Here is a 25,259-nt window from a genome sequence, read left to right as displayed (position 1 = left end):
GCAGTTCCCCTAATTCATCGCAAGCCCCGCACGTCGACAAAATGGCCGGCGATACCTGCCGCGGCCGCCATCGCGGGCGACACCAGGTGGGTACGCCCGCCCTGCCCTTGCCGGCCTTCGAAGTTGCGGTTCGACGTGGACGCGCAGCGCTCGCCCGGCTCCAGACGGTCCGCATTCATGGCCAGGCACATGGAACAGCCCGGCTCGCGCCATTCGAAACCGGCATCCTTGAAGATACGGTCGAGTCCCTCGCGTTCCGCCTGATCCTTGACCAGGCCGGAACCGGGCACCACCAGCGCCAGGGTGACGTTCGAGGCGCGGTACTTGCCGCGCACCACGGCCGCTGCCGCGCGCAAATCCTCGATGCGCGAATTGGTGCAGGAACCGATGAAGACCTTGTCGATGCGGATGTCTTCGATGGCCGTGTTCGGCTTGAGGTTCATGTAGACGAGCGCCTTTTCCATCGCATCGCGCTTGACGCTGTCTTTTTCCAGGTCGGGGTCCGGCACGCGGCCATCGACGCCGATCACCATCTCGGGCGACGTGCCCCAGGTCACCTGCGGCACGATGTCTTGCGCGTTCAGGGTGACGACGAGGTCAAAGCGGGCGCCCGGGTCGGAATGCAGGGTGCGCCAATAGGCCACGGCGCGTTCCCAGTGCGGACCGGCCGGCGAAAACGGGCGGCCCTTGACGTAATTGATGGTGGTGTCGTCCACGCCGATGATGCCGGCGCGCGCGCCCGCCTCGATGGCCATGTTGCACACCGTCATGCGGCCTTCCATCGACAGGGCGCGGATGGCCGAGCCGCCGAACTCGATACAGTAGCCCGTGCCGCCGGCCGTGCCGATCTTGCCGATGATGGCCAGCACGATATCTTTCGCCGTCACGCCGGCCGGCAAGGCGCCGTCGACCTGCACCAGCATGGATTTGGATTTCTTTTGCAACAAGGTTTGCGTGGCCAGCACATGTTCCACTTCGGACGTGCCGATGCCGTGCGCCAGCGCGCCGAACGCGCCGTGCGTGGACGTGTGCGAATCGCCGCAGACGACCGTCATGCCGGGCAGGGTCGCGCCCTGCTCGGGGCCGATCACATGCACGATACCCTGACGCTTGTCGTTCATGTTGAAGTAGGTCAAGCCATAGTGCCGGGCGTTCTTGTCCAGGGTTTCCACCTGCAGGCGCGAGACCGGGTCGGCAATGCCGTCGACGCGGCTGGTGGTGGGCACGTTATGGTCGGCCACGGCCAGGTTGGCGGAAATGCGCCACGGCTGGCGGCCCGCCACGCTGAGGCCATCGAAGGCTTGCGGGCTGGTGACTTCGTGCAGCAGGTGCCGGTCGATGTACAGAATTGTCGTGCCATCATCTTCGGCCCGAACAACGTGGGATTCCCAAAGTTTGTCGTAAAGCGTCTTCATCATGATTTATGCAGCGTTGCCACAGCCTGTGTTTAAGTGATCTGTCTACTGATCGGAGGGATCGGCAATGATTATGCCATATATTGTGCAATGCAGAACCAAAAGCCGCCCCAGCGTGGGATGGGCGATACAAAATTTGGCGCGCTTTGCGGATATGACGAAAAAATTGCTGATACGAAAATCCGCCAAAATGCCGGCGGGGCGAATAAAAATCGAAAAAAGCCGAAAAAAAAGCCCGCTGCAGAGGTCTGCAGCGGGCTGGATGTGAACTGGCCTGTGTTGTTAGGCAGCCATGCGCACACTTCCCCTGCAACCATCCATCAGGAAAGATAGGCCCACGACTAGCACCAGCTCGCCCTCGGCCGAGCGGGCCGTGCCCGTGATGCCTTCCACGGTGATGGCCGTCATCGGCTTGATCACGAGGTCGGCCGTGCCATCGACGGCTTCCACGGCGAGAATGTACGGCTGTGGCGCAGCGACAACAATGCCGACGCGTTCGCTGCACGATTCGTAGCCCAGCGAACCGGCCAGCGACCGCACGGGCAATGGACGGCCCTGGTCTTTCAGCACGGGCGCGCCGCCCACTTCCATGAAGGTTTCCGGCAATTCGACGACGCGCTGCACTACGGCCATCGGCAACGCCAGCGCGGCGCCCGAGGTCGACACGAGCATGGTCGGCACGATCGACAGTTCGATCGGCAGGCGGATGGCGAACTTCGTTCCCTTGCCCAGCGCCGATTCGATGTGGATGGCGCCGCGGTTTTTCTCCACGGCCGTTTTCACCACATCCATGCCCACGCCGCGCCCTGAGACGCTGGAGGCGACTTCCTTGGTCGAGAAGCCCGGCAGGAATACCAGCTGGAAGCATTCGTCGTTGCTCAATTGCGCGTTTTCGCTGATCAAGCCCTTTTGCTGGGCCTTGCTGCGCAGGAAGGCCGGGTCCATGCCCTTGCCGTCATCCTGCAGCACGATCATGACACTGTTGGCTTCCTGCCATGCCTTCAGTGAAATATACGATTTGGCGGGCTTGCCGGCAGCCAGGCGCGCTTCCGGTGATTCGACGCCATGGTCGAGCGAGTTGCGCAGCATGTGCACGAGCGGATCGTACAGGCTGTCGACCACCACGCGGTCGACTTCCGTCTCCGCGCCTTCGATGGTCAGTTCGACATCCTTGCCCAGATCCTTGGCCAGTTCGCGCACCAGGCGCGGGAATTTCTGGAACAGGCGGCCGACGGGCTGCATGCGCGTGGCCAGGGTGGCCCGCTGCAGTTCCGTCGAGTAACGCGAAGCGCGTTCCAGGGTTTCCGCCAGGGTCGCCATCAAGGTGGCGGCCTGGCCTTCGAATTTGAATTGCAGCAAGCGCTCAAGCAGCACGGCAGCCTGGTTGGCGGCCTGCACGGATTCGCCGGCCACTTCCAGCAAGGCGTCGAGCTTGACGGCGTCGACGCGGATGCTGTCTTCCTTGACGGGCGCGGCATGGCGCACTTCCGGGCGCTCTTCGCGGCGTTCGGCGCCATCCCAGGCCTTGGCGGCCGGTTTGGCGGCGGCAGCAGCGGCAGGCGCGGCGGCCACGACGGCAGGCGCAGCGGCGACGGCAGACACCGGTGCGGCAGCCACGCGGCTGGCCTCGGGCACGACGGCGTTATACATGCCTTCCCAGTCCAGGCCATCGGCGCTGGCAGTGGCCACGACAGCGGCAGGCGCGGCCGCAAGCACTTCAGCGACCTCGGCAACAGGCGCGGCCGCTTCCGCCGCCACGGCGGCGGCAGGCGCAGGCGCGTCCATGCCCTTGCCTTCGATGGCGTTCGTCAGGATGTGTTCCAGCTCTTCCGGCATGGCCGGCAAGCTTTCCGGCGCGGCGCCATTTGCCAGCTCCGTCAGCTGGTCGGCCACGAAACCGGACGCTTGCAGCGCCGCCTCGATGGCGATCGGCGTCACGGGCGCGGCGCCCGTGCGCAAGGCGTCGAACAGGTTTTCCGTCAGGTGGCAGGCCGCCACCAGCGCAGGCAGGCCCATGAAACCGGCGCCACCCTTGATGGTGTGGAAGGAACGAAACACGGCATTCAGTGTTTCCTTGTTGTCAGGATCACGCTCGAGGCGCAATAAGTGCTCTTCAACATTAACCGCAAGATCCATCGCCTCAACGACGAAATCCTTGAGCATATCGTCCATTAGAATCCCAAATCCGCAAGAAGGTCGTCTACATTATCCTGGTCCAGCGCCACCGACGGCACGGACGGGCCCTGCATCAGCGGCACCGGCTTTTGCGCCAGTTTTTCGCGCACCTCGGCCGGCGCGTTGTCGCGCAGCAGCTGAGCCAGCTCGTTTTCCACCGTCTTGGTGATGTTGACCACTTTTTTGATCAACTGGCCCGTGATGTCCTGGAAGTCCTGGGCCATCATGATTTCCAGCAAGCGTGCTTTCTCCGCTTCCGTCGCTTCGGCAACGGCTTGCGCGAACTGGCGCGAATCGCCGGCCAGGGCCTTGAATTCTTCCAGGCTCAGCTTGCCGTCGAACAGCGCCGTCCAGCGGCCGTCCATGTCCTTGGCTTTCTTCGACAGCACGTCCTGCGCCGGCATGCCTTCATCGAGCGTGTTCAAGACCTTGTTGGCAGCCTGTTCCGTCAGGGTGGCGACATATTCCAGGCGGTCCTGGGCGTCGACGATCTGCGACGACGCTTCCGTCAACGCCTTGTCGTAGCCCAGTTCGCGCAGCGAATCGTGCAGCAGGCGCACGATGCCGCCCAGGCGCTCGAACATCGGCTTGTCGGACTGGTCGACCGGGTCGGCCGCTTCGCCAGGCGCGTCGGCGCCGGCCACGGGGGCCGCTTCCGCTGCGGCTGGCGCGGCAGCCACCGGCGCCGCTGCGGCTGCCGGTACGGCGGCGCTGGCCGACACGGAGTCGAACAGCGCGTCAAAATCGTCATCCGCGATCACGGCGGGAGCGGGCGCGGCGGCAGGTGCCGGCGTGGCTGCGGCCGCGCTTTGCGCGGATACTTCATCGAATAATGCATCGAAATCATCAGCGGCGTTGGTCATATCCCTGCTTCTCCATAATTTGTCAAAATTCCGCCTGAACTGTGCGTTTTACAGACTGATACCCACAATTTCTCGATTAAGATGATTTGAGGCAATACCGCTGCGATGGTGCGAGTGTAGCAGGGCGCCGCCCTGTTGGTAAATCTCAAAACGCGCTTCCTGGTGCAAAGCGGGTCCGCAAGAGCTTTTCCGCCAGGAAATAAGTGTTCCTGCTGTTGTATTTTGAAATACTACCATTGGCGTGCGTGCAAGACCACGCGCGACACAAGAAATCCTGCTCTCAAGCGCCTGCGCAACGGCGCCAGGCGGACCCTGCCGCAGCTAAACACGATCTTTCTGCCAATGTTGTCTATACTGAAGGTGCAGTAGTATTGATAATTATCAAGTCTTTACATGAATACAATGCTGCCGCCACGTCTACAATGAGAGGCGTTGCGCGCGCTGAGTCACTGCCAAAGGACCTGCCATGTATAAGAAAATTCTGATCGCCACGGACGGCTCCACCGTCTCCAACTTGACGGCCTGTGCCGGCGTTGCCTTTGCCGAACAAATGCACGCCGACATCCTTGCCGTGTATGTGGCGCCCGAGTACCAGTACCCGGTGTACATCGAAATCATTCCGCCGAGCTATCCCAGCGAAGAGGAATACCGCGTCGCCATGCGCAAGGCGGGCGCCGACCACTGGCAACCCGTGCTCGACGCGGCTGCCAAGCGGGGCTTGCAAGCGACGGGATTGACGGCCTTTTCCGACAGCCCCGCCCTGAAAATCGTGGAAGTGGCGCAATTGCAGCAATGCGACCTGATTTTCATGGGTTCGCATGGCCGCAGCGGCTGGGGTCAGCTGCTGCTGGGCAGCGTGACCAACAAGGTGCTGTCGCACTCGAAATTGCCCGTGTTGGTACATAGGCTGATCAAGGAACCCCCGACAAAATAAGGGGTCACATGGCCACGGGGGCCGTCGCACCGGCACAGCTCAAGAAAAGGCACAGTGCGGCCGCTTCGGTTAAAATGACAACGTTTCTCGTTTCTCAACATTTGATTGTCCGGTGACGGACAGAGCAGATTACACGCCACCAGATTGCCCGCCTATGATACGTATTGTGATTGCCGACGACCACACCATCATGCGTGAAGGATTGAAGCGCATCCTTGACGGCGCGCCGGATATCGACATCGTGGGTGAAGCCATCGACGGTTTTGAAGTACTCAACCATGTGCGCCAGGGCGGCTTCGACCTGTTGCTGCTCGACCTGTCGATGCCGGGCCGCAGCGGCGTCGACCTGATCCGGCAAATCCGCAGCGAGGCGCCCAAGCTGTCCATCCTGATCCTCACCATGCACGAGGAAGAGCAGTATGCGGTGCGCGCCATCCGCGCCGGCGCGCAAGGCTATCTGACCAAGGAAAGCGCGGGCACCCAGCTCGTGGGCGCCATCCACAAGGTGGCGTCGGGACGTCCCTACATCAGCGCCGAGGTGGCGGAGCAGCTCGTGCTCAACATCATGATGCCGAATGAAAGCTTGCTGCATAAACAGTTGTCGGACCGCGAATTCGAAGTCTTTTCCCTGCTGGTGGCAGGCAAGTCGATCACGGAAATTGCCAACAACCTGCATCTGAGCGTCAAGACGGTGAGCACGCACAAGACGCGCATCATGCAAAAGATGGGCATGAGTTCGCTGTCTGAAATGGTCCAGTATGCCGTGGCGCACCGCCTGCTCTCCCCCTTCAAGACCTAATACGGCGGCGCGCGCCCGCGCGTCGACTGTAGGAACAATCCTACTTCATCTACCACAGCTCCTACTGCCATATTCAGCCACTGCTGATATTAATTGCATACGCTTGTTGGCATACTGAAACCAGTAATCAAGTTGCTGGAAAGTTATTTCATCACACAGCAAGTCTTCAGCGAATTGAGCATTACCTGCCCGAACGCGCGCCGCCGGCCCACGCCTGCCCGCCGTCCCGTGCACCCCGTCATTCAACTCTGAACTACCTGTCACCAGGAGATGAACATGCTGTCCACGCAAATGCCCGACACCCGCGCCGCCTCACCATCGCTGGCCCCCTCCGCTCCGATGGAAGCGGGACGCCAGCGCCAGGGCCGGCTCTGGTCGAACCTGAAGGAGGTGTGCGACCTGCTGCATATCTCCAGCGCCTGCACCATCGCCGCCGACGAACTGCTGTTCCAGCACGTGCAATTCAAGACGGGCCAGCGCGTGCATACGATCGGCCAGCCGTTCGACACCCTGTACATCGTCAATTCGGGCTTCCTGAAAACCGTGCTCATCGATGAGTTCGGCAATGAGCAGGTGCTCAGCTTTCCCATGAAGGGCGACATGCTGGGCGTCGACGGCATCCACTCGCGCCACTATTCCTCGGAAGCGGTGGCCCTGTCCGACTGCGACCTGATCCTGCTGCCGTTCAAGAAACTCACGGCGCTGGGCCGTGTCCACCTGGAACTGGAAAATGTCATGTACGGCGTGATGAGCCGCGAACTGGTGCGCGAGCAAGCCATGATCGGCATGCTGGGCGCCCTCAGCGCCGAAGCCCGCGTGGCGCGCTTCCTCGTCTCGCTGGCCGACCGCTTTGCGCAGATGGGCTACTCGAGCAAGCTGTTCAACCTGCGCATGACGCGCCACGAAATCGGCAGCTACCTGGGCCTGACCCTGGAAACGGTCAGCCGCACCTTGTCCGCCTTCAATGAAATCGGCCTGATCACGGTTGACCAGCGCACCATCGGCATCAAGGATCCGGACGCCCTGAAAACCCTGCGCCGCCTGCCGCCGTCGCGTTCGCGCGCCAAGCAGCTGGCCGCCGCCAAGCTCAAGGCCGATACCACCGCGGCCGCCAGCGCCTCGGCGCAATTGCTGGCCACCATCTAGCTTCATCCCGATTTCCTCAAGCTTGGCACAGGCTTGACCCGGCCAAGGCGCACTGCCTTGCCGGGTCTTTTTTGCTGCCGCCCCCTTCCGCGCCGCGCCAGCGGCCGCCTTTGCGCAGCACTCGCTCCCACGCTGCCATCCCACCGTAAAAAAGCGCGGATTCCGCACAAATAAGCCTTGCTTTTCGGGCCACATTCAACAATAATGCAAATACGAATCATTCTCAACTGAGACAAAGAAAGCCCAACATGCAAAGCTCAAAACCAGCCTTGATCCAGGATGCCGCTACCGCCCACGTCCGTCCTCCCGTCAGCATGGCCCAGCCGGCGCGCCGCATCACCAGCGAAGCGCTGCTGCAGCAGGGCCGCGAAGTGGAGATTGAGCACAGCGGCAAGATCTATCGCCTGCGCGTCACCCAATTGAACAAGCTGATCCTGACTGCCTGAAGCAGCACGGCAGCCAGTCACCACACTCGCCAGCCAGTCGCGCCCCGTGCGCGCAGCCAGCCAAACCACCGCACAGGAGTGTTTGATGGCGAACGACCGACCTTCCCCGATGTTTCCTCCTCCGCAAGGCCAACAGCCTGAACTGCTGCTGTCGGCCGTGCTGCACCTGATGTCGCACTACCATGCGGGCAGTCCCTGCGAGAAACTGGCGGGTGTCATCGAACGCCATCTGCAAGTGCTGTCAAACTCGCCCGGCCTGGGTCCCGTGCTGCAAGCGACCTGCCAGCAACTGTCGCAGCAATGGGCTGCCCTCGTGGCGCTGCACCGGCCCGCGCCACCCAGGACCAGCTGGCTTGAGCGCCTGGCACGCATGCTGAGCGCCAAGCGCCCCGCCTCGCCCCTGCCGCAATAATTTCGTTTCCATCCCCCATCGCCCAACAGGATATCGCCATGTGTGACAAAGACCAGTCCCTGCCCGTCATCAGCAATTGTTCCAGCGGCGGGGCCGAACCGGCCGCGCTCGCTTCACGCCGCCGCCGGCTGTGGGAACTGTCGCATACCTGTCATTGCCCGCTGGTCGGCGTGGGCTTGCCCCTGGGATACTTGCGCAAGCTGGTGGGCAAGATGACGGGCGGGCGCGTGCTGGCCGACGACTACGAAGTGCACGTGGGCGCCGTGACGGAGTGCGGCGCGCGCAACCGCCTGTCCGAAGCGCTGCAAAAGGAACTCGAACGCCGCTACGCCCCCGTGATCCTGCGTTTTCGCGGCGCCAAGACGACGGAGCAAGTGGCCGAACTGTGGCGCACGGCCGTCGCCAACGGCGACGTGTCGGGCGCTTTCTGGGCAGGCCTGACGCACCCGCGCTGCGACGCCGAGCTGGAAGAGCAGATGTGCAGAGACTTGCACATGATCCAGCACCAGGCCGGCGCCTGCGTGCGCGCCGACATGGGCAAGTTTACGGCCTTGCAGGAAGAAAATGCGCGCCTGACGCACGAACTGGCCAAGCTGCAACAGCGCAGCCAGGCCGCACTGATGGAAAAAACGGGCGAACTGGAACGCCAGGAAGCCGTGCTGCTGCGCACGCGTGCCGATGCGATCGGCAAGGATAGCGTGATCGACGGCTTGCGCGCGGAACTGGCGCAATTGCAGGCGGCCATCCCGGCGCTGGAATCGCGCACGCGCCTGGTCGAGCGCCTGGCGCAAATGGATGAGCGCGAAAAGGAATTGCGCCAGCAAATCGCGGATTTGAAGCAAGCCCAGCCTCGTCCGGGCACGGCCGTGCCGCCACCGGCGCCGAAGCTGGAAGTGCCGACGGGCGGCAAGCTGAAAATGCCGATCCGCCTCGTCGATCAAAGCGTCCTGTGCGTGGGCGGGCGCAGCGGCAATGTCGCCACCTACCGCGCCCTGATCGAGCGGGTCGGCGCGCAATTCGCCCACCACGACGGCGGCCTGGAAGACAATGCCAACCTGCTCGATTCGAGCCTGGCGGCGGCCGACCTGGTGATTTGCCAGACGGGCTGCATCAGCCACAGCGCCTACTGGCGCGTGAAGGATTATTGCAAGCGCACGGGCAAGCGCTGCGTCTTCATCGACAACCCCAGCATCTCGAGCCTGGCGCGCGGCTTGCAGGAAGTCAGTGGCGAGATGGAGCCGGCCGCGCTGGACGCCGCCGACTGAGCCAGGCCTAAACCTAGGCCTGCAACTCGCGCGCGATCGCTTCGCGCAAGAGCGCATCATCGACCGTGGTGTCGGGCGCGAAACGCCCCACCACCTTGCCGTCCTTGCTGATCAAAAACTTCTCGAAATTCCACAGCACGTCGCCGGGCTGCTCCTGCGTGATGCCGTAGCCGGCCAGCTTGGCGCGGAAATCGCTGCCCGGCTTTTCCTGCGCCCGCGGCTGCTCCTGCACCAGGCGCTGGTACAGCGGATGCTGGCCCGGCCCCTTGACGACGATCTTTTCAAACATGGGAAATTGCACGCCGAAGGTACCGCGGCAGAAATCGGCGATCTCGGCATTGCTGCCCGGCTCCTGCGCGCCGAATTCATTCGCGGGAAAACCGGCCACCACCAGGCCCTCGGCCTGCTTGTCGGTGTAGAGCTTTTCCAGTCCTTCGTACTGCGGCGTCAAGCCGCAGGCGGAGGCGACATTGACCACCAGCACGACCTTGCCGCGATAGGCGTCCAGGCTCGTGGGTTCGCCATTGATGCGGCGCAAGGGAATGTCGTAAATACTGTCGCTCATGATGTGTCTCCTCGGCGGATAAAACAATCATGATAGCCGTGTGTGCGCGAACGCGCTGGCGGCGTCAAAAACTCAGTAGACGTCGCGCCGGTAGCGCCCTTCCGCTGCCAGCGCGTCGAGCGCGGGCCGTCCCAGCATCTCCTGCAGGGCCTGGTCGACGCCGCCCGCCATGCCGGCCAGGCTGCCGCAAATGTAGATGGCCGCGCCCTGCTGCAGCCACAATTTGATTTCATCGGCATTGCCGCGCAAGCGGTCCTGCACGTAGGTCCGCTCCGCTTGGTCACGCGAAAACGCCAGGTCCAGGCGCGGCAAGTCGCCGCTGGCATGCCAGTGCTCAATTTCCTCGCGATAATGGAAATCATGGGCCGCATTGCGTTCGCCAAAGATCAGCCAATTGCGCCGCTGCCCTGCCAGCACGCGGCTTTTCAAATGGCCGCGCAAGCCGGCGATGCCGCTGCCGTTGCCAATTAAAATCAGGGGACGCTGGGCATTGTCTTCCAGGCGGAAACGCCGGTGCTGGCGCAAGCGCAGTTGCACCGCGTTACCGACAGCGGCCTGCGCCGTGAGCCAGCCCGAGGCCAGGCCCAGGCTGCCGTCGGGATGCACATGCTGGCGCACCAGCAAGTGCACGCCGCCGTCGTGCGGAATCGAGGCGATCGAATATTCGCGCGGTTGCGCAGGATCAAGCGGCGCGGCCACCTGCACCAGGTCGCCCGACTGCCAGTCAGGCAGGCTGCCCGCCAAGGGCGCCAGTTCCACGTGATAGATGGGGCCGCCGGCGCTGCCCGGATTGAGCAACTGCCGACGCATCAGGCGCCAGTCGCCGAATGCGGGCGCGCTCCAGTCCGGCGCGTCGCTGGTGCCGGCCAGGTGGCTCAGGTGCTGGAACCATTGCTCGATGGTGGCGCTGGCGCTGCGGTCGACTTCGATGCGCTCGAACAGGCGCGAGGCGCCCTGCTCCGCCAGCCAGGCATCGAGCGCGCGGCCGAAGCCGCAGAACTGGCCATAGCTGCGGTCGCCCAGGGCCAGCACGGCGTAGTGCAATTGCGGCAGCGCCAGCTCTCCCGTCATCAAACGGCCCATGAAGGCGGCCGCATTGTCGGGCGCATCGCCTTCGCCATACGTGCTAACCAAAAACAAGGCCCGTTCCGCTTGTTGCAGATCAATGGCCGTGAGGTCGGCCAGCGCGCACAGGCGCACGGGAATGCCGGCCAGTTGCAGGCTCTGCGCCGTTTGCGTGGCCAGTTCCTCGGCATTGCCCGTCTGGCTCGCATACGCCACCAGCCAGGCGGGACTGTTGGCCAGCGCCGCCTTCGCGGCGTCGGACGCGCGGCGCCTGGCGCGCGCACGCAGCCAGGGCGCCAGGCACACGCCCGCATAACTGAGGGACAGGGCGGCCAGCAAGGCCAGCCGCGTCGTATCGTGCGTAAAAATCATGGAATCAATCGTTCATTCGTCGAGCATGGCCAGCATGTGGCTGCTCAGCGTTTCATGGTAGCCATCGCCGTCGCGCTGCAGGAAGCGCGCGGCCAGGCCCTGCTCTTCGGCCAGCGCCATGCCGGCTTCCGGACCCAGCACCGTCAAGGCCGTCGACCAGGCATCGGCCGCCATGCATTCGGCGTGCACGACGGTGACGGAAGCGAGTTGATTGGCGATCGGCATGCCGCTGCGCGGATCGATGGTGTGCGAGAAACGCACCGTGCCATCCTCGAAGAAACGCCGGTAATCGCCCGACGTCGCCACGGACAAGCCGTGCAGCGCCAGCAGCATTTCCGGCGGATACTGCGCATTATCGGCGGCGCCATCGACTTGCTCCAGCATCACCCACCACGGCTGGCCGTCGGGCTTGCTGCCGGCGCCGCGCAGCTCGCCACCCACTTCGACCAGGTAATGATGGATGCCCTGGCTGTCCAGGTAGCGGGCCAGGCGGTCCACGCCATAGCCCTTGGCCACGGCGGACAAGTCCAGCTGCAAGCCGCCCGGCTGGCGCGCGCGGCGGGCCGGCAAGTCCAGTTCCAGGCGGCGGCGCTGGCGCTGCGCCAGCAGCAGCGCCACGGTATCGTCTTTCGGCGGCAGGAAGCCGGGCTCGTCGTAGCGGTTGCGGGGGCCGAAGCCCCACAGGTTGACGAGGGTACCGGCACACGGGTCATACGCGCCGCCGGACGCCTGCGACACGTGCATGGCAAAGCCCAGCACCTCGCAAAAGGCGGCGGGCAGGCTGTGCCAGCTGCCGGGCTCGGCACGGTTGAAGCGGCCCAGGTCCGAGTCCTCGTCCCAGTGGCTCATTTGCGCTACAACAAGATCCAGCTGCTGCTGCAAGCCCTGCTGCAGGTCGGCGCTGCCCGCGCGTCCCGGCATGGCGGACTCCAGCAAGCGCACCGACCAGCTGGTGCCCATCGACAGGCCGCGCAAGTCCCGGATCGCGGCGCCGGGCGGCGCGACCTGATCGGAAATATGCTGCGGCAGCAGGACCCGGCGCATCGGCGCTCTCGCTCGCGAAGATGCCGCCGCTTACTGCGGCAGCACTTCCACGGAAGCCGCGTAGGTGGCGCGGCGCTCCGGCATCACGGGCGGCTGACCGGCCACGGCTGGCGCGGCCGCTGGCCAGGTGCTGCTCAGGTAATACATGCCGGCGGCCGGCACGGTGAACGTGATCTCGCCCTTGGCATCCGTGCTCTGGCGGATTTCACCGAGCACGCCACGATAGCGCACGCCGCCTGGCACCAGGCTGAACGCCTGGTTCGCCGCCGGCTTGCCGTCGATCAAGAAACGCCAGGTGGCTTTCTCGCCCGCGCGCAAGTCGTTCGGGTGCGTCACCGGCACGAATTCCAGGCCCACGCCCGTCGGCTTGAACACTTCCGTGCTGGTTTCGCCATTGCTGAAGAAAGTTTCCAGGCGCGCTGCCGTGCGCGTGATTTTCACGTCTTTCGCGTCGGCCGGCACGTCTTTCTTGAAGGTTTCCTCGTTGCCGCGGAAACGCTTCTGCTCACCGTTCACGGTGTAGCTGCCCATCACGTTTTGCGACACGATGGCCGCCTTGTACGTGCCCGGCTTTTCCATTTTCACGTCGAAGACGCTGCGCAAACGGCCCGTCAGCGTATTTGCTGGCGCGACTTTCGCGCCGTCCGGGCCGATGACTTGCAGCGCGTCCAGGCGCAGCGGCTGGTGGTCGATCTCGAACAGGCCGTCGGAAACGGCGGCATCCACCGTCACCCAGGCGTCCTTGCTTTCCACCATCGTGCTCGATGGCACCATCCAGCCGCGGTGGGCGTGGGCGTTCATGGCCAGGCCAGCCAGGGCCAGGGCGATCAGGGGTTTGTTGAATTGCTTGAACATGGGGTGCGCCTTATGGTTTGAGTTGGACGACGACATTACCGAGTTCTTCCTTGCCTTTGGCAGGCACGGACTGGGCCGATTTCAGCGGCCACTGGAACGGCACGCGCACCAGTTCGCGTCCGCCCGCTTCGCGCGCCGCTTCCACCACCACCTGGTATTCGCCGGCCGGCAACTTGTCGAGCAAGGCCTTGGCGCCTGGGAAGGTCAAGGTATGTTCGCCTGGCGCACGCGTGGCGCCGCTGACGCCGTCAACCGGCATGGCCAGGTCGCGGCCGCTCTTGCGCCACCATTGGCGCATGTCCTTCAGCCACTTCTCGCCGACCTTGTCTTTCTTTTTCACGTCATACAGCACGGCCAGGTTGCCAACCACCTTCTGGTCCGCCGTTTCCAGCCATGCCGCCACGTAGGGACGGTGGTATTCCGCCACGTTCAATTGCGGGAGTTCAAGCTTGAGGGACAGGTCGGCCGCCATCGCCGACGTACCGATCAGGGGAAGGCCAAGCGCCAGGGTGTAGCGTAATTTCATGGTGTGCCTGTAAAAAAGTAAGAGTAAAAACGATCAGTGAATAAACAGCAAGGCGATCGCGCAGGGTATCAAGATACCGAGGCCAACCATCGGCCAGGTAAATGGCCGGTTGGCCGCGTGGAACTTCAAAATCAATAAGCCCGTCAGGCAAAACACGATGCAGGCGCCGGCAAAGATGTCGATGAACCAACTCCACGCCACGCCCGTGTTGCGGCCCTTGTGGACATCGTTGAGCCAGGACACCCAGCCCCGGTCCGTCAATTCGTATTCGGCGGCCCCGTCTTCCAGGCCGATGCGCACCCAGGCGTCGCCACCCGCCCTGGGCAGCGGCAGGTAGACTTCGTCGATCGACCATTCGGCGGGACGGCCGCCCGCATTGAGCGACCACTGCTGCTTGAGCCAGGCTTCGGCGTCGGCCGGCATGGGCGCATTGGCGCCATCGTGCTTGGCGGCATACGCGGCCAGTTGCGTGACGAGGGGTGCCGGCAACGCCGCCTTCTGGCGCGTGACCGCCGGCTTGGCTTCGATCTGGCCGGCGTGGTTCAAGGTGATGCCGGTAATGGCGAACAGAAACATGCCCAGCAGGCAAAGCGCTGAGCTGATCCAGTGCCATTGATGCAAGTTCTTCAGCCAGACGGCGCGGCTGGCGTTGTTCTTGGCCTTGTCTGCTGCGCCCGCATTACCCATCGAGCGCTCCCGGCAAGGAGCGGGCCAGGTGGCGCGACAAGTCAGTGTGCTTCATTCCCATCCTTCAATCAAAGTTCATGCCTCATTTTCAAACAAATGATAATGATTATCATTTATTAAGTCAATACATCGGGCGCCCCGCCGGGCCAGCGTTTTGTAACAGCTTTGAAACATGGCGCGAGGCAGGCAGTCGCCACTACGTAAGCTGCCGTACAGAGCCGCCTGCCGCGCCCGCCTATGCTGTTGTTCAGGACAACCATCAAGGGAGCACCCATGCAAGCATATTCCAGCGAACAACTGGCCAGCATCGCGGCCAGGATCAAGGACGTCAAATTCGGCATGCTGACCACCAGCGATGACATGCGCACCCTCACCAGCCGGCCACTGACGCAGCAGCAGGTGGACAGCGAAGGGCACATCTGGTTCTTTGTCTCGGACGAGGCCGCCTACACGCGCGACTTGCTGAACAATCCGCAAGTCAACGTCAGCTTTGCCGATACGGGCGACAGCCTGTATGTGTCCGTCTGCGGTCACGCGCAGTTGCTGAAGGACCGCGCCAAGGCGGAAGAATTGTGGAACCCGCTGCTAAAAGCCTGGTTCCCGGGCGGTGTCGACGATCCGAAGCTGTCGCTGATCAAGGTAACGATACAGTCAGCCGAATACTGGGATAGCAGCGCCAGCAAGATGATGCAATTCTATGAAATGGCCAAGGCCGCCATCACGGGCGAACAGCCAAAGGATCTGGGCGAACACGGACGGGTCGACCTGTAGCCGGGTCGCCAGTCTCCCCCCCGGCGGCAAGCAGGCGACATTGTCCGCGCGCAAGGGGAAACGGCCAGCCGCCGTGCGCGAACACGCCAGGCGGCTGGCCTTGCGGAAATTGTCAGACAGTCAGGAAGGGAAGCTCAGACGCCCGTGCTGCCCGTGGTGTCTGGCGCATCGTCGGCGCTCTGCCGGCTTTGCCCTGCGGAGCCGGACTGGTGATGCGGCAAGCGGTCGGCGCGCCGCACTTCGCCGATGGAAAACAGATCGTCGCCGATATCGAGGCCTTGCTCGCTATCGACCAGTACAAAGTTTTCGGCCGAGTCGGCCGTGCTTTGCTTGCTGCCCGCCGTGGATGGCGTGCCGCCCTGGCTATTGCCCGGTTGCGGCGTATTCGCGTTGCCCATTATCTTCTCCCTGATCATCAATGCGAGTTGACTGCGCGGCGATTGCCAGGCGATTGCACCTTGCCAGCGCAGCTATTTCATCATAGTCCATGCCTGCTGCATTGCATCAAAATTTTGCGGCGACCGGACAGATGCGGCCATGGCCAGCGGCGTGCCTGCCGCTGGCCATGGTCACCGCTACCGCTCATTACCACTTGCTGCTACTTGTTGCGCGACCCCGCGGAACCCGAACCCGACCCCGCGCCGCCGCTTTGCTTGTTGCCACTGTCTCGGTTGCCCTCCTGGTTCATGCCGGCATTGTCGCGCGTGCCGCTGGAGCTGGAGGCGCTTTGCCGGCTGGCATCGTTCTTGTGGCTTTGGCTGCCTGCGCGGCGCGCCTCTTCCGACGTGAATTCATGCGCCGTGCCCTTTTCATGCGCTGCACGTCCCCCTTCGCTGGCGATTTCGCGCTGCTGGGCGGGGTCCATGGAAGCGAAACCCCGTTTGCTGGTATCGCTTTGCTTGTTGCCGCTGCCGCTGCTACTGCTGCTACTGGTTTTACTACCTTGCTGTTTATTGTCGCTCGATGTGGCCATGATGATCTCCTTGATCGATAGAATCAGAAACAGTGCAAACCATGCAATTCTTTCCCCTCGCATGGCAAGGGAACCGTCATCTTAGTGCGCGCATGGGGTGCAAGAAATAGGAGGATGCCAAGAGCGCATGTAGGATGAGTCCCGCCCGTGGTGGCGCAGTTACTTTCAGTTTTCCACCAAAAGTACCAGACACTCAGCAGTTAGCGAGGCAGCGCACGCGGCCAGCCGCCGGGGGCGGCCGGAGAACGGCGGCATCGGAACTTGCCGCGCATCGCCTCCGACACGCGGCCGCGGGACGCCAGCGGCGGGGAATTCAGGAAGCGAAAAGGATGGCCCAGAACAGCATCAGCAAACCGGCAATCGATACGCACCACACGAGCGTGCGCACGACGGGCACGCCAAACGCATACAGGGGCAAGTACAGCGCGCGCGCGGCCAGGTACAGGGCGGCGCCATACAGGGTCAGCGCGCTTTCCTGCGCCGTCACGTGGGCGATCAGCACGGCGGCGGCGAACAGGGGCAGGGTTTCGAACAGGTTCGCCTGGGCCCGCTGCAAGCGGCCCGTGATCTTGCCCACGGGCGGGCCTTCGCCGTCGCGCGCGCTCACGTTATACGCCGTGCCCGTCTCGCGCGTGCGAAACAGTGCGGGCAGCAGAATTTGCACCAGCGCCAGCACGAGGGTACAGGCCAGCATCGTCAGTTCAGGAGTCATGCCTTACCTCTGCAGGGTGGGACAGGCTGGCCGTGCCGGCGCATGCCCGTCAGGGTTGGTCGAGTGCCGCTTGCAACTCCATCAAATCATACGGCTTGCGCAAGACGCTGGCGGAAAAGCCCAGCTCATCCATCGATTCCTTGCCATAGCCGGTGGAAAAGATGATGCGCATGTCCGGTTTATCGCGCAGCACCATGCGTGCCAGCGCGATGCCGGACATGCCGGGCAGGCTGACATCCGTAAACAGGATATCGAAGTCTTGCTCGTTGAGCAACTCCCACGCCGCTTCGCCATCGGACACGCCGCTGACCGTGTGGCCCAGCATGCCCACCAGCTCGCACACCATCAGCTGGGAATCGAGATTGTCTTCCACCACGAGTATCTTCATCGAAGTCGGCATGTCCCCCTGCGGCACCAAGGCATGGCCCGTCAAGTCCAGCCCCGGCGTGCCGCCTCCCAGCACGCTGGCCGCCGTGCTGCCGCTTGCCAGCGTGCCGGCCACGGGCGCGCCGGACCGTTCGAACTGGCGCGCGCGCATTTGCTGCTGGCGGTTGGCCAGCACATGGCGCAGCTTGCGCGCCAACTCTTCGCGCCGGTATGGCTTGCTGAGCAATTCCACCCCCGCATCGAGCCGGCCTTCGTGCACGATGACATCCTGCGCGTAGCCGGAGGTAAACAAGACGGCGATATCGGGCTGTAACTCGCGCGCCTGGCGCGCCATCTCCGTGCTGCTGACGGGACCGGGCATGATCACGTCCGTAAACAGCACATCGATCTGCGCACCGCTGTGCAGCACGGCCAGCGCGCTTTCGCCATCCTCGGCCTTGAGCACCTTGTAACCGAGCGCGCCCAGCATATCGACCACGGTGGTGCGCACGCCCACGTCGTCTTCCACCACCAGCACCGTTTCCGTGCCGCCCGTGACGACGCCGCTCAACTCCAGTTCCTCGTCCGCTTCGGCCATCAGGGATCGGGGCAAATAGATTTTGACTCCCGTGCCCACGCCAGGTTCACTGTAGATGCGGATATGGCCGCGACTTTGCGTGACAAAGCCGTACGCCATCGACAAGCCCAGGCCCGTGCCCGCGCCTTCCGGCTTGGTGGTGAAGAACGGTTCGAAGGCGCGCTGCAGCACGGGGCCGCTCATGCCGCGGCCCGTATCGGTCACCGACAGCATCACGTACTGGCCCGCCGGCACGTCGACCAGGTTGTGCACATACTGTTCGTCGAGCACGACGTTGCCCAGTTCGATGGTCAGCTTGCCCACGCCATCCATGGCGTCGCGCGCATTGATGGCCAGGTTGAGGATGACGTTCTCGATCTGGCTGCGGTCGACCAGGGTATTCCACAGTCCGCCGCCGCCCACCAGCACGATGTCGATCGCTTCGCCCAGGGCGCGCCGCAGCAGCGCATCCATATTGCGCACCACGCGCGTCAGGTCGGCCACCACCGGTTGCAAGGGCTGGCGCCGTGCAAACGCCAGCAGGTGCGACGACAGCTTGGCGCCCCGCTCGACGGCGGCAATCGCCGTGTCCAGGCGCTGGCGCATGAGGCCATCCGTGCCCGCCAGGTGCTGCAGCAAATGCAAATTGCCGGAAATGATTTGCAGCACATTATTGAAATCGTGCGCGATGCCGCCCGTCAACTGGCCCACGGCTTCCATCTTTTGCGCCTGGCGCAAGGCGTCTTCGGCCTTGGTGCGCTCATTCACTTCCTGTTCGACCCGGTGTTCCAGCGTTTCGTTCAATTCATGCAGCGCTTTTTCCACGCGGCGCCGGTCCGTGATGTCCGTCTTGACGGCGATCAAGGAACGCGTATGACCCTGCTCATCGACCAGGCGGCTGACATTGCTCGACACCCATACTTGCGAGCCATCTGGCTTCAGGTAGCGCTTTTCCAGCGAGAACGATTCGCCCGTTTCCACCAGGCGCTGGAACAGCACGCCGTTGCCAGGCACGTCCGCCGGATGCATGATGTCGTTCATATTCAGGCTCAGCAGTTCTTCGGCGGAACGGCCCAGCATGCGGCACAGGGCGCCGTTGACACGCTGGAAACGGCCATCGAGGCCCAGCTCGGACAAGCCCACGGAAGCCTGGCCGAAAATGGCCGCCATGCGCTCCTGGCTGGCATTGAGTTCATCCTCGATCTGGCGCCGCTCCGTCACGTCGAACGACACGCCCACGTAGCGGCGCTGGCCCGGCACGCGGCCGGCCACCACCTCGCCCTGGCGCGCGATCCAGCGCAGCGCGCCATCGGCGGGACGGCGGATGCGGTATTCCACGTATTCGAGGGGATTGGGCGCCAGATCCAGCTTGCTCGGTCCGACCTTTTGCTGATCGCGCGCATCGACCAGGCTCACCAGCAGGCGCTCCGTCACTTCCGTCTCGTCGGCAATGCCCCACAGGCGGCGGAAGGTGGGCGACACCAGCATCGCACCCGTCTCGGGAAACCATTCAAAGGTGCCGATGCCGCCCGCCTGCTGGGCCAGGCGCAACCGCTCCTCGCCTTCCATGCGCTCGGTGACGTCGATGCCTTCGACGAGAATGCCCGTGACCGCGCCCTCGTCATCCTTGATGGGCTGGTAGACGAAATCGATGTGGCGCTGGCCCGTCTGCCCGTCCGCCGTCTGCAAATCCACTTTGACCTGGCGCCCCTCGTAAGGTTCGCCCGTGCGGTAGACCTGGTCGAGCAGCGCGATGAAACCTTGCGCCTTGACTTCGGGCAAGGCCACTTCGACTGTCTTGCCCAGCAGCTCAAGTTCGGGGCGTCCCACCAGGCGCAGATAATGTTCATTCGCCAATTCGAACACGTGCTGCGGCCCGCGCAACATGGCCATGAAGCTGGGCGCCTGCTGGAACAGGGCGCGCAGCAGCGCGCGTTCCTCGCCCAGGCGGCGGTTGGCCGCGCGCACGGCCTCGCTCTCGGCTTGCAAGGTGGTGTTGAGCTCGCCCAGTTCAGCCGTGGCCAGCTTCAGCTGGCGCCCCTCCTCCATGCGCGCCGTCAATTCCAGCGCCGTGCACAGCACGCCATCGACCTGGCCGCCAACGCCATGCACGGGCGTATAAAACAGGTCGAAACAGACATCCGCGTGCTGTCCGCCGCGCAACAGCGGCAGGCAGCACTCGCGGTGCACCTGCGTCTCGCCGCGCAATCCCGCGTCGAGGATGCGCGCGTTCCAATCCCAGATTTCGGGCCAGACGGCCGGCACCGTGCCGCCCAGCGCCGCCGGATGGCGCGCCCCGGCGATCTGGATGTAGTCGTCGTTATAAATCATCACATGCTGCGGGCCCCACATCAGCACCATCGCCATCGGCGAATTGAGGACGATGTCGACGCTGGTGCGCAAATTGGCGGGCCAGCCATCGAGGGCGCCCAGGCCGGTGGCGGACCAGTCGCGCTGGCGCACCAGTTCGCCCATATTGCCGCCGCCGCGCGGCCAGGCTGGCGCGCTCATGTGGCCAATCCCGCTTGCACGCGCACCTGGCACTGGCGCGGGATGCGCACCGTCGCCAGCGTGCCCTGCGCGTCCGTCGAACTGAGCTCGACCGTGCCGCCATGGGCCTTGACGAACATGTTCACCGTGTACAAGCCCAGCCCCAGGCCCTGCCCCGTCCTGCGCTTTTCGCCTGCCTGCTGGAACGGCTCGAACAGGGTCGGCAGCAAGGCGGCGGGAATGACGCCGCGATTGGCGATGCGCAATTCAATGCTGTCGGCGTCGCGTCCGTCCAGGGTCAGCTGCACCGGCGCGCCCGCCTCGCCATGCGTGAGGGCGTTGCATAGCAAATTCGAGATGACTTGCGACAGCAAGCCCGCGTCGCATTGCCCGTGCAACTCGCCAACACTGCTGAGTTCGACAAGGGGCGCCTGGCCGGCCGTCTCGAATTCCTCGACGATGGCACGCGCCAGCGCCAGGTAATCGTGCGTGCTGCTGCGCAACTCCATCGTGCCGGAACGGATGCGCGCCAGGTCCAGCAACTGGTCGACCATGCGCGCCATGCGCTTGGCGCTGCTTTCGATGCGCTGCGCCGTGACGATCACCTTCGGGTGGTCGCTCATCATCGGCAACAGCATGGCGCCGTTCATCACCACCGACAGGGGCGTGCGCAAGTCGTGGCCCAGCACGGCCGTGAACAGTTCATTCAGGTGCAAGGCATGCTTGAGTTCGTCGAGCTGGGCCGACAACTCGCGCTTCTGCTGGTACAGCTGGACCAGCACGGCCACCTTGCTTTGCAAGGCTTTCACGTCGATGGGCTTGTACAGGAAATCGACGGCGCCTGCCTCGTAGCCACGGAAACTGTAGCTCGGTTCGCGCGACGCGGCCGTGAGAAAAATCAAGGGAATGCTGCGCGTGCGCTCGCTGCCGCGTATCAGCTCTGCCAGCTCGAAACCATCCATCTGCGGCATCTGCACGTCGATGAGGGCCAGCGCCACGTCATGCGTCAACAGCAATTCCAGCGCCTCGGCGCCCGAGCCGGCCTTCAGGATGACAATACCGGGCCGCGCCAGCACGGCTTCGGCGGCGACCAGGTTTTGCGCGATGTCGTCAACGACGAGGATATGGATAGGGGCGGTCACGGAATCATCTTCAGGCATCGCAACGGCAAGATGCCATCGTGTTTCGATATGGACATAAACATTGTTTCAATTCTCACATATATTACACGCACTACACCATTCCCATTCACTTGTGTTCACCATCGCCGAGCAAGGCCAGGCTGGCAGCCATCTGCGGCAAATCGAGCACGCGGTCGGCGCCAGCCCGCTTGAGCGCAGCGGCCGGCATGATGCCACAACTGGCCAGCTGCGGGTCTTGCACCCAGGCACTACCACCCAGCTGCCGCACGCGCGCCAGGCCCGCCGCGCCGTCGGCCGAGGCGCCCGTCAGGATGATGGCCAGCATGGCGCGCCGGTAGGCGTATGCGGCTGTTTCCAGCAAGACATCGATGGACGGGCGCGAAAAATACACGGGCGCTTCTTGCGACAGGGAAAAGCTGCCATCGGGTTCGACTTGCAAATGGTAATCGGGCGGCGCGAAATACACGGTGCCGCCCTGCAAGGGTTCCTTGTCCTGCGCTTCGCGCAAGGGCAGCTGGCAACGTTCCGCATACAACTGCGGCAACTGGCTCGAACGGCCCGGCGCCAGGTGCAGCACCACGACCACGGCCGCGCGGCAGGTGGCGGGCAAGGCGCGCAGCACGATGCCCAGCGCTTCCACGCCGCCGGCCGAGGCACCGATGGCGATCAGGCGCAGGCCGGCGGGCGGCGGCGCGACGTCGCAGGTCGGCAACATGTCAGGCACGCTGGAAGATGCGCTCAGCCGGGCTCAGCTCATTGAAGCTGGCCGCATGGCGGCTGAAATGCAGGCTTTCCTTCATGCCCAGGCCCAGGAAGCCCCGGTTCACCAGCGCTTCGTGGAACAGGCCCAGGCTGCGGTCTTGCAAGTCTTTATTGAAATAGATCATGACGTTACGGCAGGAAACCATGTGCACCTCCGAAAACACGCTGTCCGTCGCCAGGCTGTGGTCGGCGAAGACGAACTGGCGCCGCAAGCGCCGCTCAAAGATGGCGCCCTTGTAGGCGGCCGTGTAATAGTCGGACAGCGAGCGCTTGCCGCCCGCCAACTGGTAATTCTCGCTGAACTGGGCGATGCGCTCGATCGGATAGATGCCCGCTTCGGCGGCGGCCAGTGCTTCCACGTTGATGTCGGTCGCGTAAATCATGCTACGTTCAAGCAAGCCTTCCTCTTCCAGCAAGATGGCCAGCGACCACACCTCTTCGCCGCTGCTGCAGCCGGCCACCCAGATCTTGATGGACGGATAGGTGTGCAGGATGGGCACGACTTTTTCGCGCAAGGCGCGGAAATACGCGGGATCGCGGAACATCTCGCTCACTTGCACCGTGAAAAACTGCAGCATCTGCGCGAACATGGCCGGCTCGTGCAAGATGCGGTCCTGCAATTGCGACAGGCTGGCGCAGCCGAAGCGCTCCATGGCCTGGCGCATGCGCCGGCGCAGCGACGCCACCGAATAATCGCGGAAATCGTGCTGATATCTCAACAAGATTCCCTCAAGCAACAATTTCAGTTCTATATCGAAAATATCGTCATCTAACAACATCCACCTCATCGGATACCTGACCGTTGAACACGGTGCAACACACACCATGCAGTCACTGCCAAATGCTAGCAGATCGCCGGCGATTATCCCGCAAGGAAAGTGTCAGTTAGGTACGCTGGCGTACACTGCGCCATCTTTTTCAGGCATCCACGCCCTTCATGCCTTCCTCCGTATAACGCGCGCCCGCCGCCATGCCCAAGGGAAAGGCGGCATTCATCGCCGCCAGTTCCGCGCCGTCCAGCCGCACGGCCAGCGCGCCCAGGTTGTCGTGCAAATACGCGATGCGCTTGGTGCCGGGGATGGGAATGAGGTCGTCGCCTTGTGCCAGCAGCCAGGCCAGCGCCAGCTGGGCCGGCGTGCAGCCTTTTGCGCGCGCGAGGTTCTTCACCTGCGCGACGATGGCCTGGTTGCGCGCCAGGTTGTCGGATGAAAAACGGGGATTGAACTGGCGAAAATCCCCCGCGTCGAGGCTGGCAGCATCGGCGATGGCGCCCGTCAGGAAACCGCGCCCCAGCGGGCTGTAGGCAAAGAAGCTGGCGCCCACGTCGCGGCAGGCGGCCAGCACGCCCTGCTCCGGTTCGCGCGTCCACAGCGAGTATTCGCTCTGCACGGCCGCCACGGGGCAAAGCGCCGCCGCGCGCCGCAAGGTGGCGGCGCTCACTTCGCACAGACCCACGGCGCGGATCTTGCCCTCTTGCCGCAGCTGCGCCAGCGCGCCCATCGATTCCTCCAGCGGCGTCTCCAGGTTCAGGCGGTGCAGGTAGAACAGGTCGATGGCGTCCACGCCCAGGCGCGCCAGCGACGCTTCGCACGCCTGGCGGATGGTGGCGGGGGAATTGTCGACGCGGCGCGCATAGCTGCCGGCCTCGCGCGCCAGGCCGCACTTGGTGGCGACCAGGGCCTGGCCGCGATGGTTGCCCAGAAATCGTCCCAGCAATTGCTCGTTGTGGCCAAAGCCGTAGGCGTCGGCCGTGTCGAACAGGGTCACGCCCGCCGCCAGGGCCGCTTCCAGGGTGGCCAGCGATTGCGCCTCGTCCGTGGCGCCATAAAATTCCGACATGCCCATGCAGCCCAGGCCCAGTGCCGAGCTGGTCAAGCCGCTATTGCCGATGCGTCGTTGTTGCATGCTGCTCTCCTCACGTGTTGACTCGATGCAGCCAGTCTAGGCCGTGCCGGCCGGCGGGGGAATGCGCGATTTCGTGATACCTTTCTGGTATGAGAGCCCTCGATACCCATGCCTTGACCCTGTTTTGCGCCGTCGCCCGCTGCCTGAACTTCCGCCAGGCGGCGGAGCAATTGCACATGACCCAGCCGCCCCTGTCGCGCGCCATCAAGACGCTGGAAGAGCGGCTGGGCGCGCGATTGTTCGAGCGCGACACGCAGGGCGTGGCCTTGACGCAGGCAGGGCATACCTTGCTGCCGCAGGCGCTGCACATCCTCAATTTGCTTGATATTGCGCAAACGTCGCTGCGGCAAGACAGCGCGCCCGCGCGCCTGCGCCTGGGCTTGACCAGTTCCGTGGCGGCCGGCCTGTTCCGGCCCTTGCTGGCGGCGCTGGAAGGGCAACTGGGCAGTATCTGCCTGGAACTGACGTCCGCCCCCTCGCCGCGCCTGGTGGCCGGCGTGCGCAAGGGCCAGCTCGATGCGGCCCTGCTGGCCTTGCCCAGCGCCACCTTCGAGCTGGCCGTGCAGCCGCTGGCGCGCCAACCCATGATGCTGGCCCTGCCCGCCGGGCACCGGCTGGCGAAAAAGCGCAAGCTCAGCCTGTTTGACATCGCCCAGGAATCCGTCTACTGGTTCGAACGGGCGCGCCAGCCCGCCTTCTTCGACCATTGCCAGCAGGTATTTCGCCGGCATGGTTTCGCGCCGATTTTCCTGCGCGAAGCGCCCGACCACCATGTGCTGCTCGGCGACGTGGCGGCCGGCAAGGGCATGGCGCTGCTGGCCGACTCGTTCCGCGCGCTGCGCCTGGCTGGCGTGGCCTACCGGCCATTGGTGGAAGGCGAGGAATTGGCGGCCGGCATCGGCCTGGCCTGGCGGGAAGAGCACGGCCATGCGGCCCTGCCCCTGCTGCGCCAGCTGGCGCAAGAACATTTGAAAAAGTGAAGGCCGCGCACG

At 63.9% G+C, this 25,259-nt stretch carries 25 protein-coding genes; 8 read left to right on the top strand and 17 right to left on the bottom strand.

The genetic code is table 11. The annotated features are described in order from the left end of the window. Positions 1 to 14 precede the first annotated feature (14 nt). From leuC to NCG91_RS16300, 3 genes are all read right to left on the bottom strand, one after another. Positions 15 to 1,418 (bottom strand): 3-isopropylmalate dehydratase large subunit, encoded by a 1,404-nt coding sequence (gene leuC / locus NCG91_RS16310; RefSeq protein WP_251350426.1) that lies wholly within the window; start codon positions 1,416 to 1,418, stop codon positions 15 to 17. A gap of 279 nt (positions 1,419 to 1,697) precedes the next feature. Further along, complete coding sequence (locus NCG91_RS16305) at positions 1,698 to 3,587, bottom strand: chemotaxis protein CheA (protein ID WP_251350425.1); 1,890 nt, start codon at positions 3,585 to 3,587, stop codon at positions 1,698 to 1,700. Then, complete coding sequence (locus NCG91_RS16300) at positions 3,587 to 4,453, bottom strand: protein phosphatase CheZ (protein ID WP_251350424.1); 867 nt, start codon at positions 4,451 to 4,453, stop codon at positions 3,587 to 3,589. Before NCG91_RS16300 ends, NCG91_RS16305 begins: the two co-directional genes overlap by 1 nt. A 466-nt stretch (positions 4,454 to 4,919) precedes the next feature. On the opposite strand from NCG91_RS16300, the gene NCG91_RS16295 reads away from it, so the two are divergent. The 6 genes from NCG91_RS16295 to NCG91_RS16270 all read left to right on the top strand — a co-directional run bounded on the left by NCG91_RS16295 (position 4,920) and on the right by NCG91_RS16270 (position 9,455). Then, a complete protein-coding gene (locus NCG91_RS16295; RefSeq protein ID WP_099666987.1) occupies positions 4,920 to 5,387 on the top strand; it encodes a universal stress protein in 468 nt (155 codons plus the stop codon). A 154-nt stretch (positions 5,388 to 5,541) separates the two neighbouring features. After that, on the top strand, positions 5,542 to 6,186 hold the full coding sequence (locus NCG91_RS16290; protein ID WP_034783426.1) for a response regulator: 645 nt from the start codon (positions 5,542 to 5,544) through the stop codon (positions 6,184 to 6,186). Positions 6,187 to 6,525: 339 nt separating this feature from the next. Next, positions 6,526 to 7,332: a Crp/Fnr family transcriptional regulator gene (locus NCG91_RS16285; protein WP_035821063.1), complete on the top strand. Its 807-nt coding sequence runs from the start codon at positions 6,526 to 6,528 to the stop codon at positions 7,330 to 7,332. Between the two features lie 248 nt (positions 7,333 to 7,580). After that, positions 7,581 to 7,778, top strand: coding sequence for a hemin uptake protein HemP (gene hemP, locus NCG91_RS16280; protein ID WP_034750559.1), 198 nt, complete (start codon positions 7,581 to 7,583; stop codon positions 7,776 to 7,778). 85 nt (positions 7,779 to 7,863) lie between these two features. Next, a complete protein-coding gene (locus tag NCG91_RS16275) occupies positions 7,864 to 8,190 on the top strand; it encodes a hypothetical protein (RefSeq protein ID WP_251350423.1) in 327 nt (108 codons plus the stop codon). A 38-nt stretch (positions 8,191 to 8,228) separates the two neighbouring features. Continuing rightward, positions 8,229 to 9,455, top strand: a complete 1,227-nt coding sequence (locus NCG91_RS16270) for a DUF2325 domain-containing protein (RefSeq protein WP_251350422.1) — start codon at positions 8,229 to 8,231, stop codon at positions 9,453 to 9,455. A 13-nt stretch (positions 9,456 to 9,468) separates the two neighbouring features. On the opposite strand, the gene NCG91_RS16265 is transcribed toward NCG91_RS16270, so the two are convergent. The 6 genes from NCG91_RS16265 to NCG91_RS16240 all read right to left on the bottom strand — a co-directional run bounded on the left by NCG91_RS16265 (position 9,469) and on the right by NCG91_RS16240 (position 14,569). Then, on the bottom strand, positions 9,469 to 10,020 hold the full coding sequence (locus tag NCG91_RS16265; RefSeq protein WP_251350421.1) for a glutathione peroxidase: 552 nt from the start codon (positions 10,018 to 10,020) through the stop codon (positions 9,469 to 9,471). A gap of 72 nt (positions 10,021 to 10,092) precedes the next feature. Then, positions 10,093 to 11,457 (bottom strand): sulfite reductase subunit alpha, encoded by a 1,365-nt coding sequence (locus tag NCG91_RS16260; RefSeq protein ID WP_251350420.1) that lies wholly within the window; start codon positions 11,455 to 11,457, stop codon positions 10,093 to 10,095. Between the two features lie 12 nt (positions 11,458 to 11,469). Further along, a complete protein-coding gene (locus NCG91_RS16255; protein WP_251350419.1) occupies positions 11,470 to 12,501 on the bottom strand; it encodes an FAD:protein FMN transferase in 1,032 nt (343 codons plus the stop codon). Between the two features lie 30 nt (positions 12,502 to 12,531). Continuing rightward, a complete protein-coding gene (locus NCG91_RS16250) occupies positions 12,532 to 13,356 on the bottom strand; it encodes a DUF4198 domain-containing protein (RefSeq protein ID WP_099666981.1) in 825 nt (274 codons plus the stop codon). Between the two features lie 10 nt (positions 13,357 to 13,366). Next, entirely contained in the window at positions 13,367 to 13,882 is a 516-nt protein-coding gene (locus NCG91_RS16245) for a DUF2271 domain-containing protein (protein ID WP_077407565.1), read from the bottom strand. 33 nt (positions 13,883 to 13,915) lie between these two features. Then, positions 13,916 to 14,569: a PepSY-associated TM helix domain-containing protein gene (locus NCG91_RS16240; RefSeq protein ID WP_251350418.1), complete on the bottom strand. Its 654-nt coding sequence runs from the start codon at positions 14,567 to 14,569 to the stop codon at positions 13,916 to 13,918. 273 nt (positions 14,570 to 14,842) lie between these two features. On the opposite strand from NCG91_RS16240, the gene NCG91_RS16235 reads away from it, so the two are divergent. Next, the gene (locus NCG91_RS16235; protein ID WP_251350417.1) at positions 14,843 to 15,340 is read left to right on the top strand and encodes a pyridoxamine 5'-phosphate oxidase family protein; all 498 of its coding nucleotides are present in this window, start codon (positions 14,843 to 14,845) and stop codon (positions 15,338 to 15,340) included. A 134-nt stretch (positions 15,341 to 15,474) separates the two neighbouring features. Here the strand turns inward: NCG91_RS16235 and NCG91_RS16230 are convergent, their stop codons facing one another. The 8 genes from NCG91_RS16230 to NCG91_RS16195 all read right to left on the bottom strand — a co-directional run bounded on the left by NCG91_RS16230 (position 15,475) and on the right by NCG91_RS16195 (position 24,267). Beyond that, on the bottom strand, positions 15,475 to 15,738 hold the full coding sequence (locus tag NCG91_RS16230; RefSeq protein ID WP_077407571.1) for a hypothetical protein: 264 nt from the start codon (positions 15,736 to 15,738) through the stop codon (positions 15,475 to 15,477). 200 nt (positions 15,739 to 15,938) lie between these two features. Beyond that, positions 15,939 to 16,313, bottom strand: a complete 375-nt coding sequence (locus tag NCG91_RS16225; protein ID WP_251350416.1) for a KGG domain-containing protein — start codon at positions 16,311 to 16,313, stop codon at positions 15,939 to 15,941. A 313-nt stretch (positions 16,314 to 16,626) separates the two neighbouring features. Then, on the bottom strand, positions 16,627 to 17,025 hold the full coding sequence (locus NCG91_RS16220; RefSeq protein WP_251350415.1) for an MAPEG family protein: 399 nt from the start codon (positions 17,023 to 17,025) through the stop codon (positions 16,627 to 16,629). 49 nt (positions 17,026 to 17,074) lie between these two features. Then, positions 17,075 to 20,479, bottom strand: a complete 3,405-nt coding sequence (locus NCG91_RS16215) for a hybrid sensor histidine kinase/response regulator (RefSeq protein WP_251350414.1) — start codon at positions 20,477 to 20,479, stop codon at positions 17,075 to 17,077. Next, the gene (locus tag NCG91_RS16210) at positions 20,476 to 21,600 is read right to left on the bottom strand and encodes a hybrid sensor histidine kinase/response regulator (protein ID WP_251350413.1); all 1,125 of its coding nucleotides are present in this window, start codon (positions 21,598 to 21,600) and stop codon (positions 20,476 to 20,478) included. The genes NCG91_RS16215 and NCG91_RS16210 overlap by 4 nt, the downstream gene beginning before the upstream one ends. Before the next feature lie 106 nt (positions 21,601 to 21,706). Next, the gene (locus NCG91_RS16205) at positions 21,707 to 22,315 is read right to left on the bottom strand and encodes a chemotaxis protein CheB (protein ID WP_099666975.1); all 609 of its coding nucleotides are present in this window, start codon (positions 22,313 to 22,315) and stop codon (positions 21,707 to 21,709) included. A 1-nt stretch (position 22,316) separates the two neighbouring features. Beyond that, positions 22,317 to 23,150, bottom strand: coding sequence for a CheR family methyltransferase (locus tag NCG91_RS16200; RefSeq protein WP_034783398.1), 834 nt, complete (start codon positions 23,148 to 23,150; stop codon positions 22,317 to 22,319). Positions 23,151 to 23,280: 130 nt separating this feature from the next. Next, positions 23,281 to 24,267, bottom strand: a complete 987-nt coding sequence (locus tag NCG91_RS16195; protein ID WP_251350412.1) for an aldo/keto reductase — start codon at positions 24,265 to 24,267, stop codon at positions 23,281 to 23,283. An 89-nt stretch (positions 24,268 to 24,356) separates the two neighbouring features. Between NCG91_RS16195 and NCG91_RS16190 the strand changes: the two genes are divergently transcribed. After that, positions 24,357 to 25,247 (top strand): LysR family transcriptional regulator, encoded by an 891-nt coding sequence (locus NCG91_RS16190; RefSeq protein WP_251350411.1) that lies wholly within the window; start codon positions 24,357 to 24,359, stop codon positions 25,245 to 25,247. The last annotated feature ends 12 nt before the right edge of the window (positions 25,248 to 25,259 follow it).

Source organism: Janthinobacterium kumbetense, from assembly GCF_023703445.1.
Taxonomy (GTDB): domain Bacteria; phylum Pseudomonadota; class Gammaproteobacteria; order Burkholderiales; family Burkholderiaceae_D; genus Janthinobacterium; species Janthinobacterium kumbetense.
The sequence above is the reverse complement of the archived record's forward strand: the minus strand, read 5'-3'. Positions and strand labels throughout refer to the sequence as shown.

What these genes read in the sequence shown, in the direction of transcription:
- NCG91_RS16300 (WP_251350424.1), bottom strand. Translation starts at nt 4,453, where the DNA reads ATGACCAACGCCGCTGATGATTTCGATGCATTATTCGATGAAGTATCC.
- NCG91_RS16295 (WP_099666987.1), top strand. Translation starts at nt 4,920, where the DNA reads ATGTATAAGAAAATTCTGATCGCCACGGACGGCTCCACCGTCTCCAAC.
- NCG91_RS16255 (WP_251350419.1), bottom strand. Translation starts at nt 12,501, where the DNA reads ATGCGCCGGGTCCTGCTGCCGCAGCATATTTCCGATCAGGTCGCGCCG.
- NCG91_RS16220 (WP_251350415.1), bottom strand. Translation starts at nt 17,025, where the DNA reads ATGACTCCTGAACTGACGATGCTGGCCTGTACCCTCGTGCTGGCGCTG.
- NCG91_RS16190 (WP_251350411.1), top strand. Translation starts at nt 24,357, where the DNA reads ATGAGAGCCCTCGATACCCATGCCTTGACCCTGTTTTGCGCCGTCGCC.
- NCG91_RS16305 (WP_251350425.1), bottom strand. Translation starts at nt 3,587, where the DNA reads ATGGACGATATGCTCAAGGATTTCGTCGTTGAGGCGATGGATCTTGCG.
- NCG91_RS16245 (WP_077407565.1), bottom strand. Translation starts at nt 13,882, where the DNA reads ATGAAATTACGCTACACCCTGGCGCTTGGCCTTCCCCTGATCGGTACG.
- NCG91_RS16260 (WP_251350420.1), bottom strand. Translation starts at nt 11,457, where the DNA reads ATGATTTTTACGCACGATACGACGCGGCTGGCCTTGCTGGCCGCCCTG.
- hemP (WP_034750559.1), top strand. Translation starts at nt 7,581, where the DNA reads ATGCAAAGCTCAAAACCAGCCTTGATCCAGGATGCCGCTACCGCCCAC.
- NCG91_RS16205 (WP_099666975.1), bottom strand. Translation starts at nt 22,315, where the DNA reads ATGTTGCCGACCTGCGACGTCGCGCCGCCGCCCGCCGGCCTGCGCCTG.
- NCG91_RS16250 (WP_099666981.1), bottom strand. Translation starts at nt 13,356, where the DNA reads ATGTTCAAGCAATTCAACAAACCCCTGATCGCCCTGGCCCTGGCTGGC.
- NCG91_RS16215 (WP_251350414.1), bottom strand. Translation starts at nt 20,479, where the DNA reads ATGAGCGCGCCAGCCTGGCCGCGCGGCGGCGGCAATATGGGCGAACTG.
- NCG91_RS16290 (WP_034783426.1), top strand. Translation starts at nt 5,542, where the DNA reads ATGATACGTATTGTGATTGCCGACGACCACACCATCATGCGTGAAGGA.
- NCG91_RS16235 (WP_251350417.1), top strand. Translation starts at nt 14,843, where the DNA reads ATGCAAGCATATTCCAGCGAACAACTGGCCAGCATCGCGGCCAGGATC.
- NCG91_RS16240 (WP_251350418.1), bottom strand. Translation starts at nt 14,569, where the DNA reads ATGGGTAATGCGGGCGCAGCAGACAAGGCCAAGAACAACGCCAGCCGC.
- NCG91_RS16230 (WP_077407571.1), bottom strand. Translation starts at nt 15,738, where the DNA reads ATGGGCAACGCGAATACGCCGCAACCGGGCAATAGCCAGGGCGGCACG.
- NCG91_RS16225 (WP_251350416.1), bottom strand. Translation starts at nt 16,313, where the DNA reads ATGGCCACATCGAGCGACAATAAACAGCAAGGTAGTAAAACCAGTAGC.
- NCG91_RS16275 (WP_251350423.1), top strand. Translation starts at nt 7,864, where the DNA reads ATGGCGAACGACCGACCTTCCCCGATGTTTCCTCCTCCGCAAGGCCAA.
- leuC (WP_251350426.1), bottom strand. Translation starts at nt 1,418, where the DNA reads ATGATGAAGACGCTTTACGACAAACTTTGGGAATCCCACGTTGTTCGG.
- NCG91_RS16270 (WP_251350422.1), top strand. Translation starts at nt 8,229, where the DNA reads ATGTGTGACAAAGACCAGTCCCTGCCCGTCATCAGCAATTGTTCCAGC.
- NCG91_RS16200 (WP_034783398.1), bottom strand. Translation starts at nt 23,150, where the DNA reads ATGAGGTGGATGTTGTTAGATGACGATATTTTCGATATAGAACTGAAA.
- NCG91_RS16265 (WP_251350421.1), bottom strand. Translation starts at nt 10,020, where the DNA reads ATGAGCGACAGTATTTACGACATTCCCTTGCGCCGCATCAATGGCGAA.
- NCG91_RS16285 (WP_035821063.1), top strand. Translation starts at nt 6,526, where the DNA reads ATGGAAGCGGGACGCCAGCGCCAGGGCCGGCTCTGGTCGAACCTGAAG.
- NCG91_RS16195 (WP_251350412.1), bottom strand. Translation starts at nt 24,267, where the DNA reads ATGCAACAACGACGCATCGGCAATAGCGGCTTGACCAGCTCGGCACTG.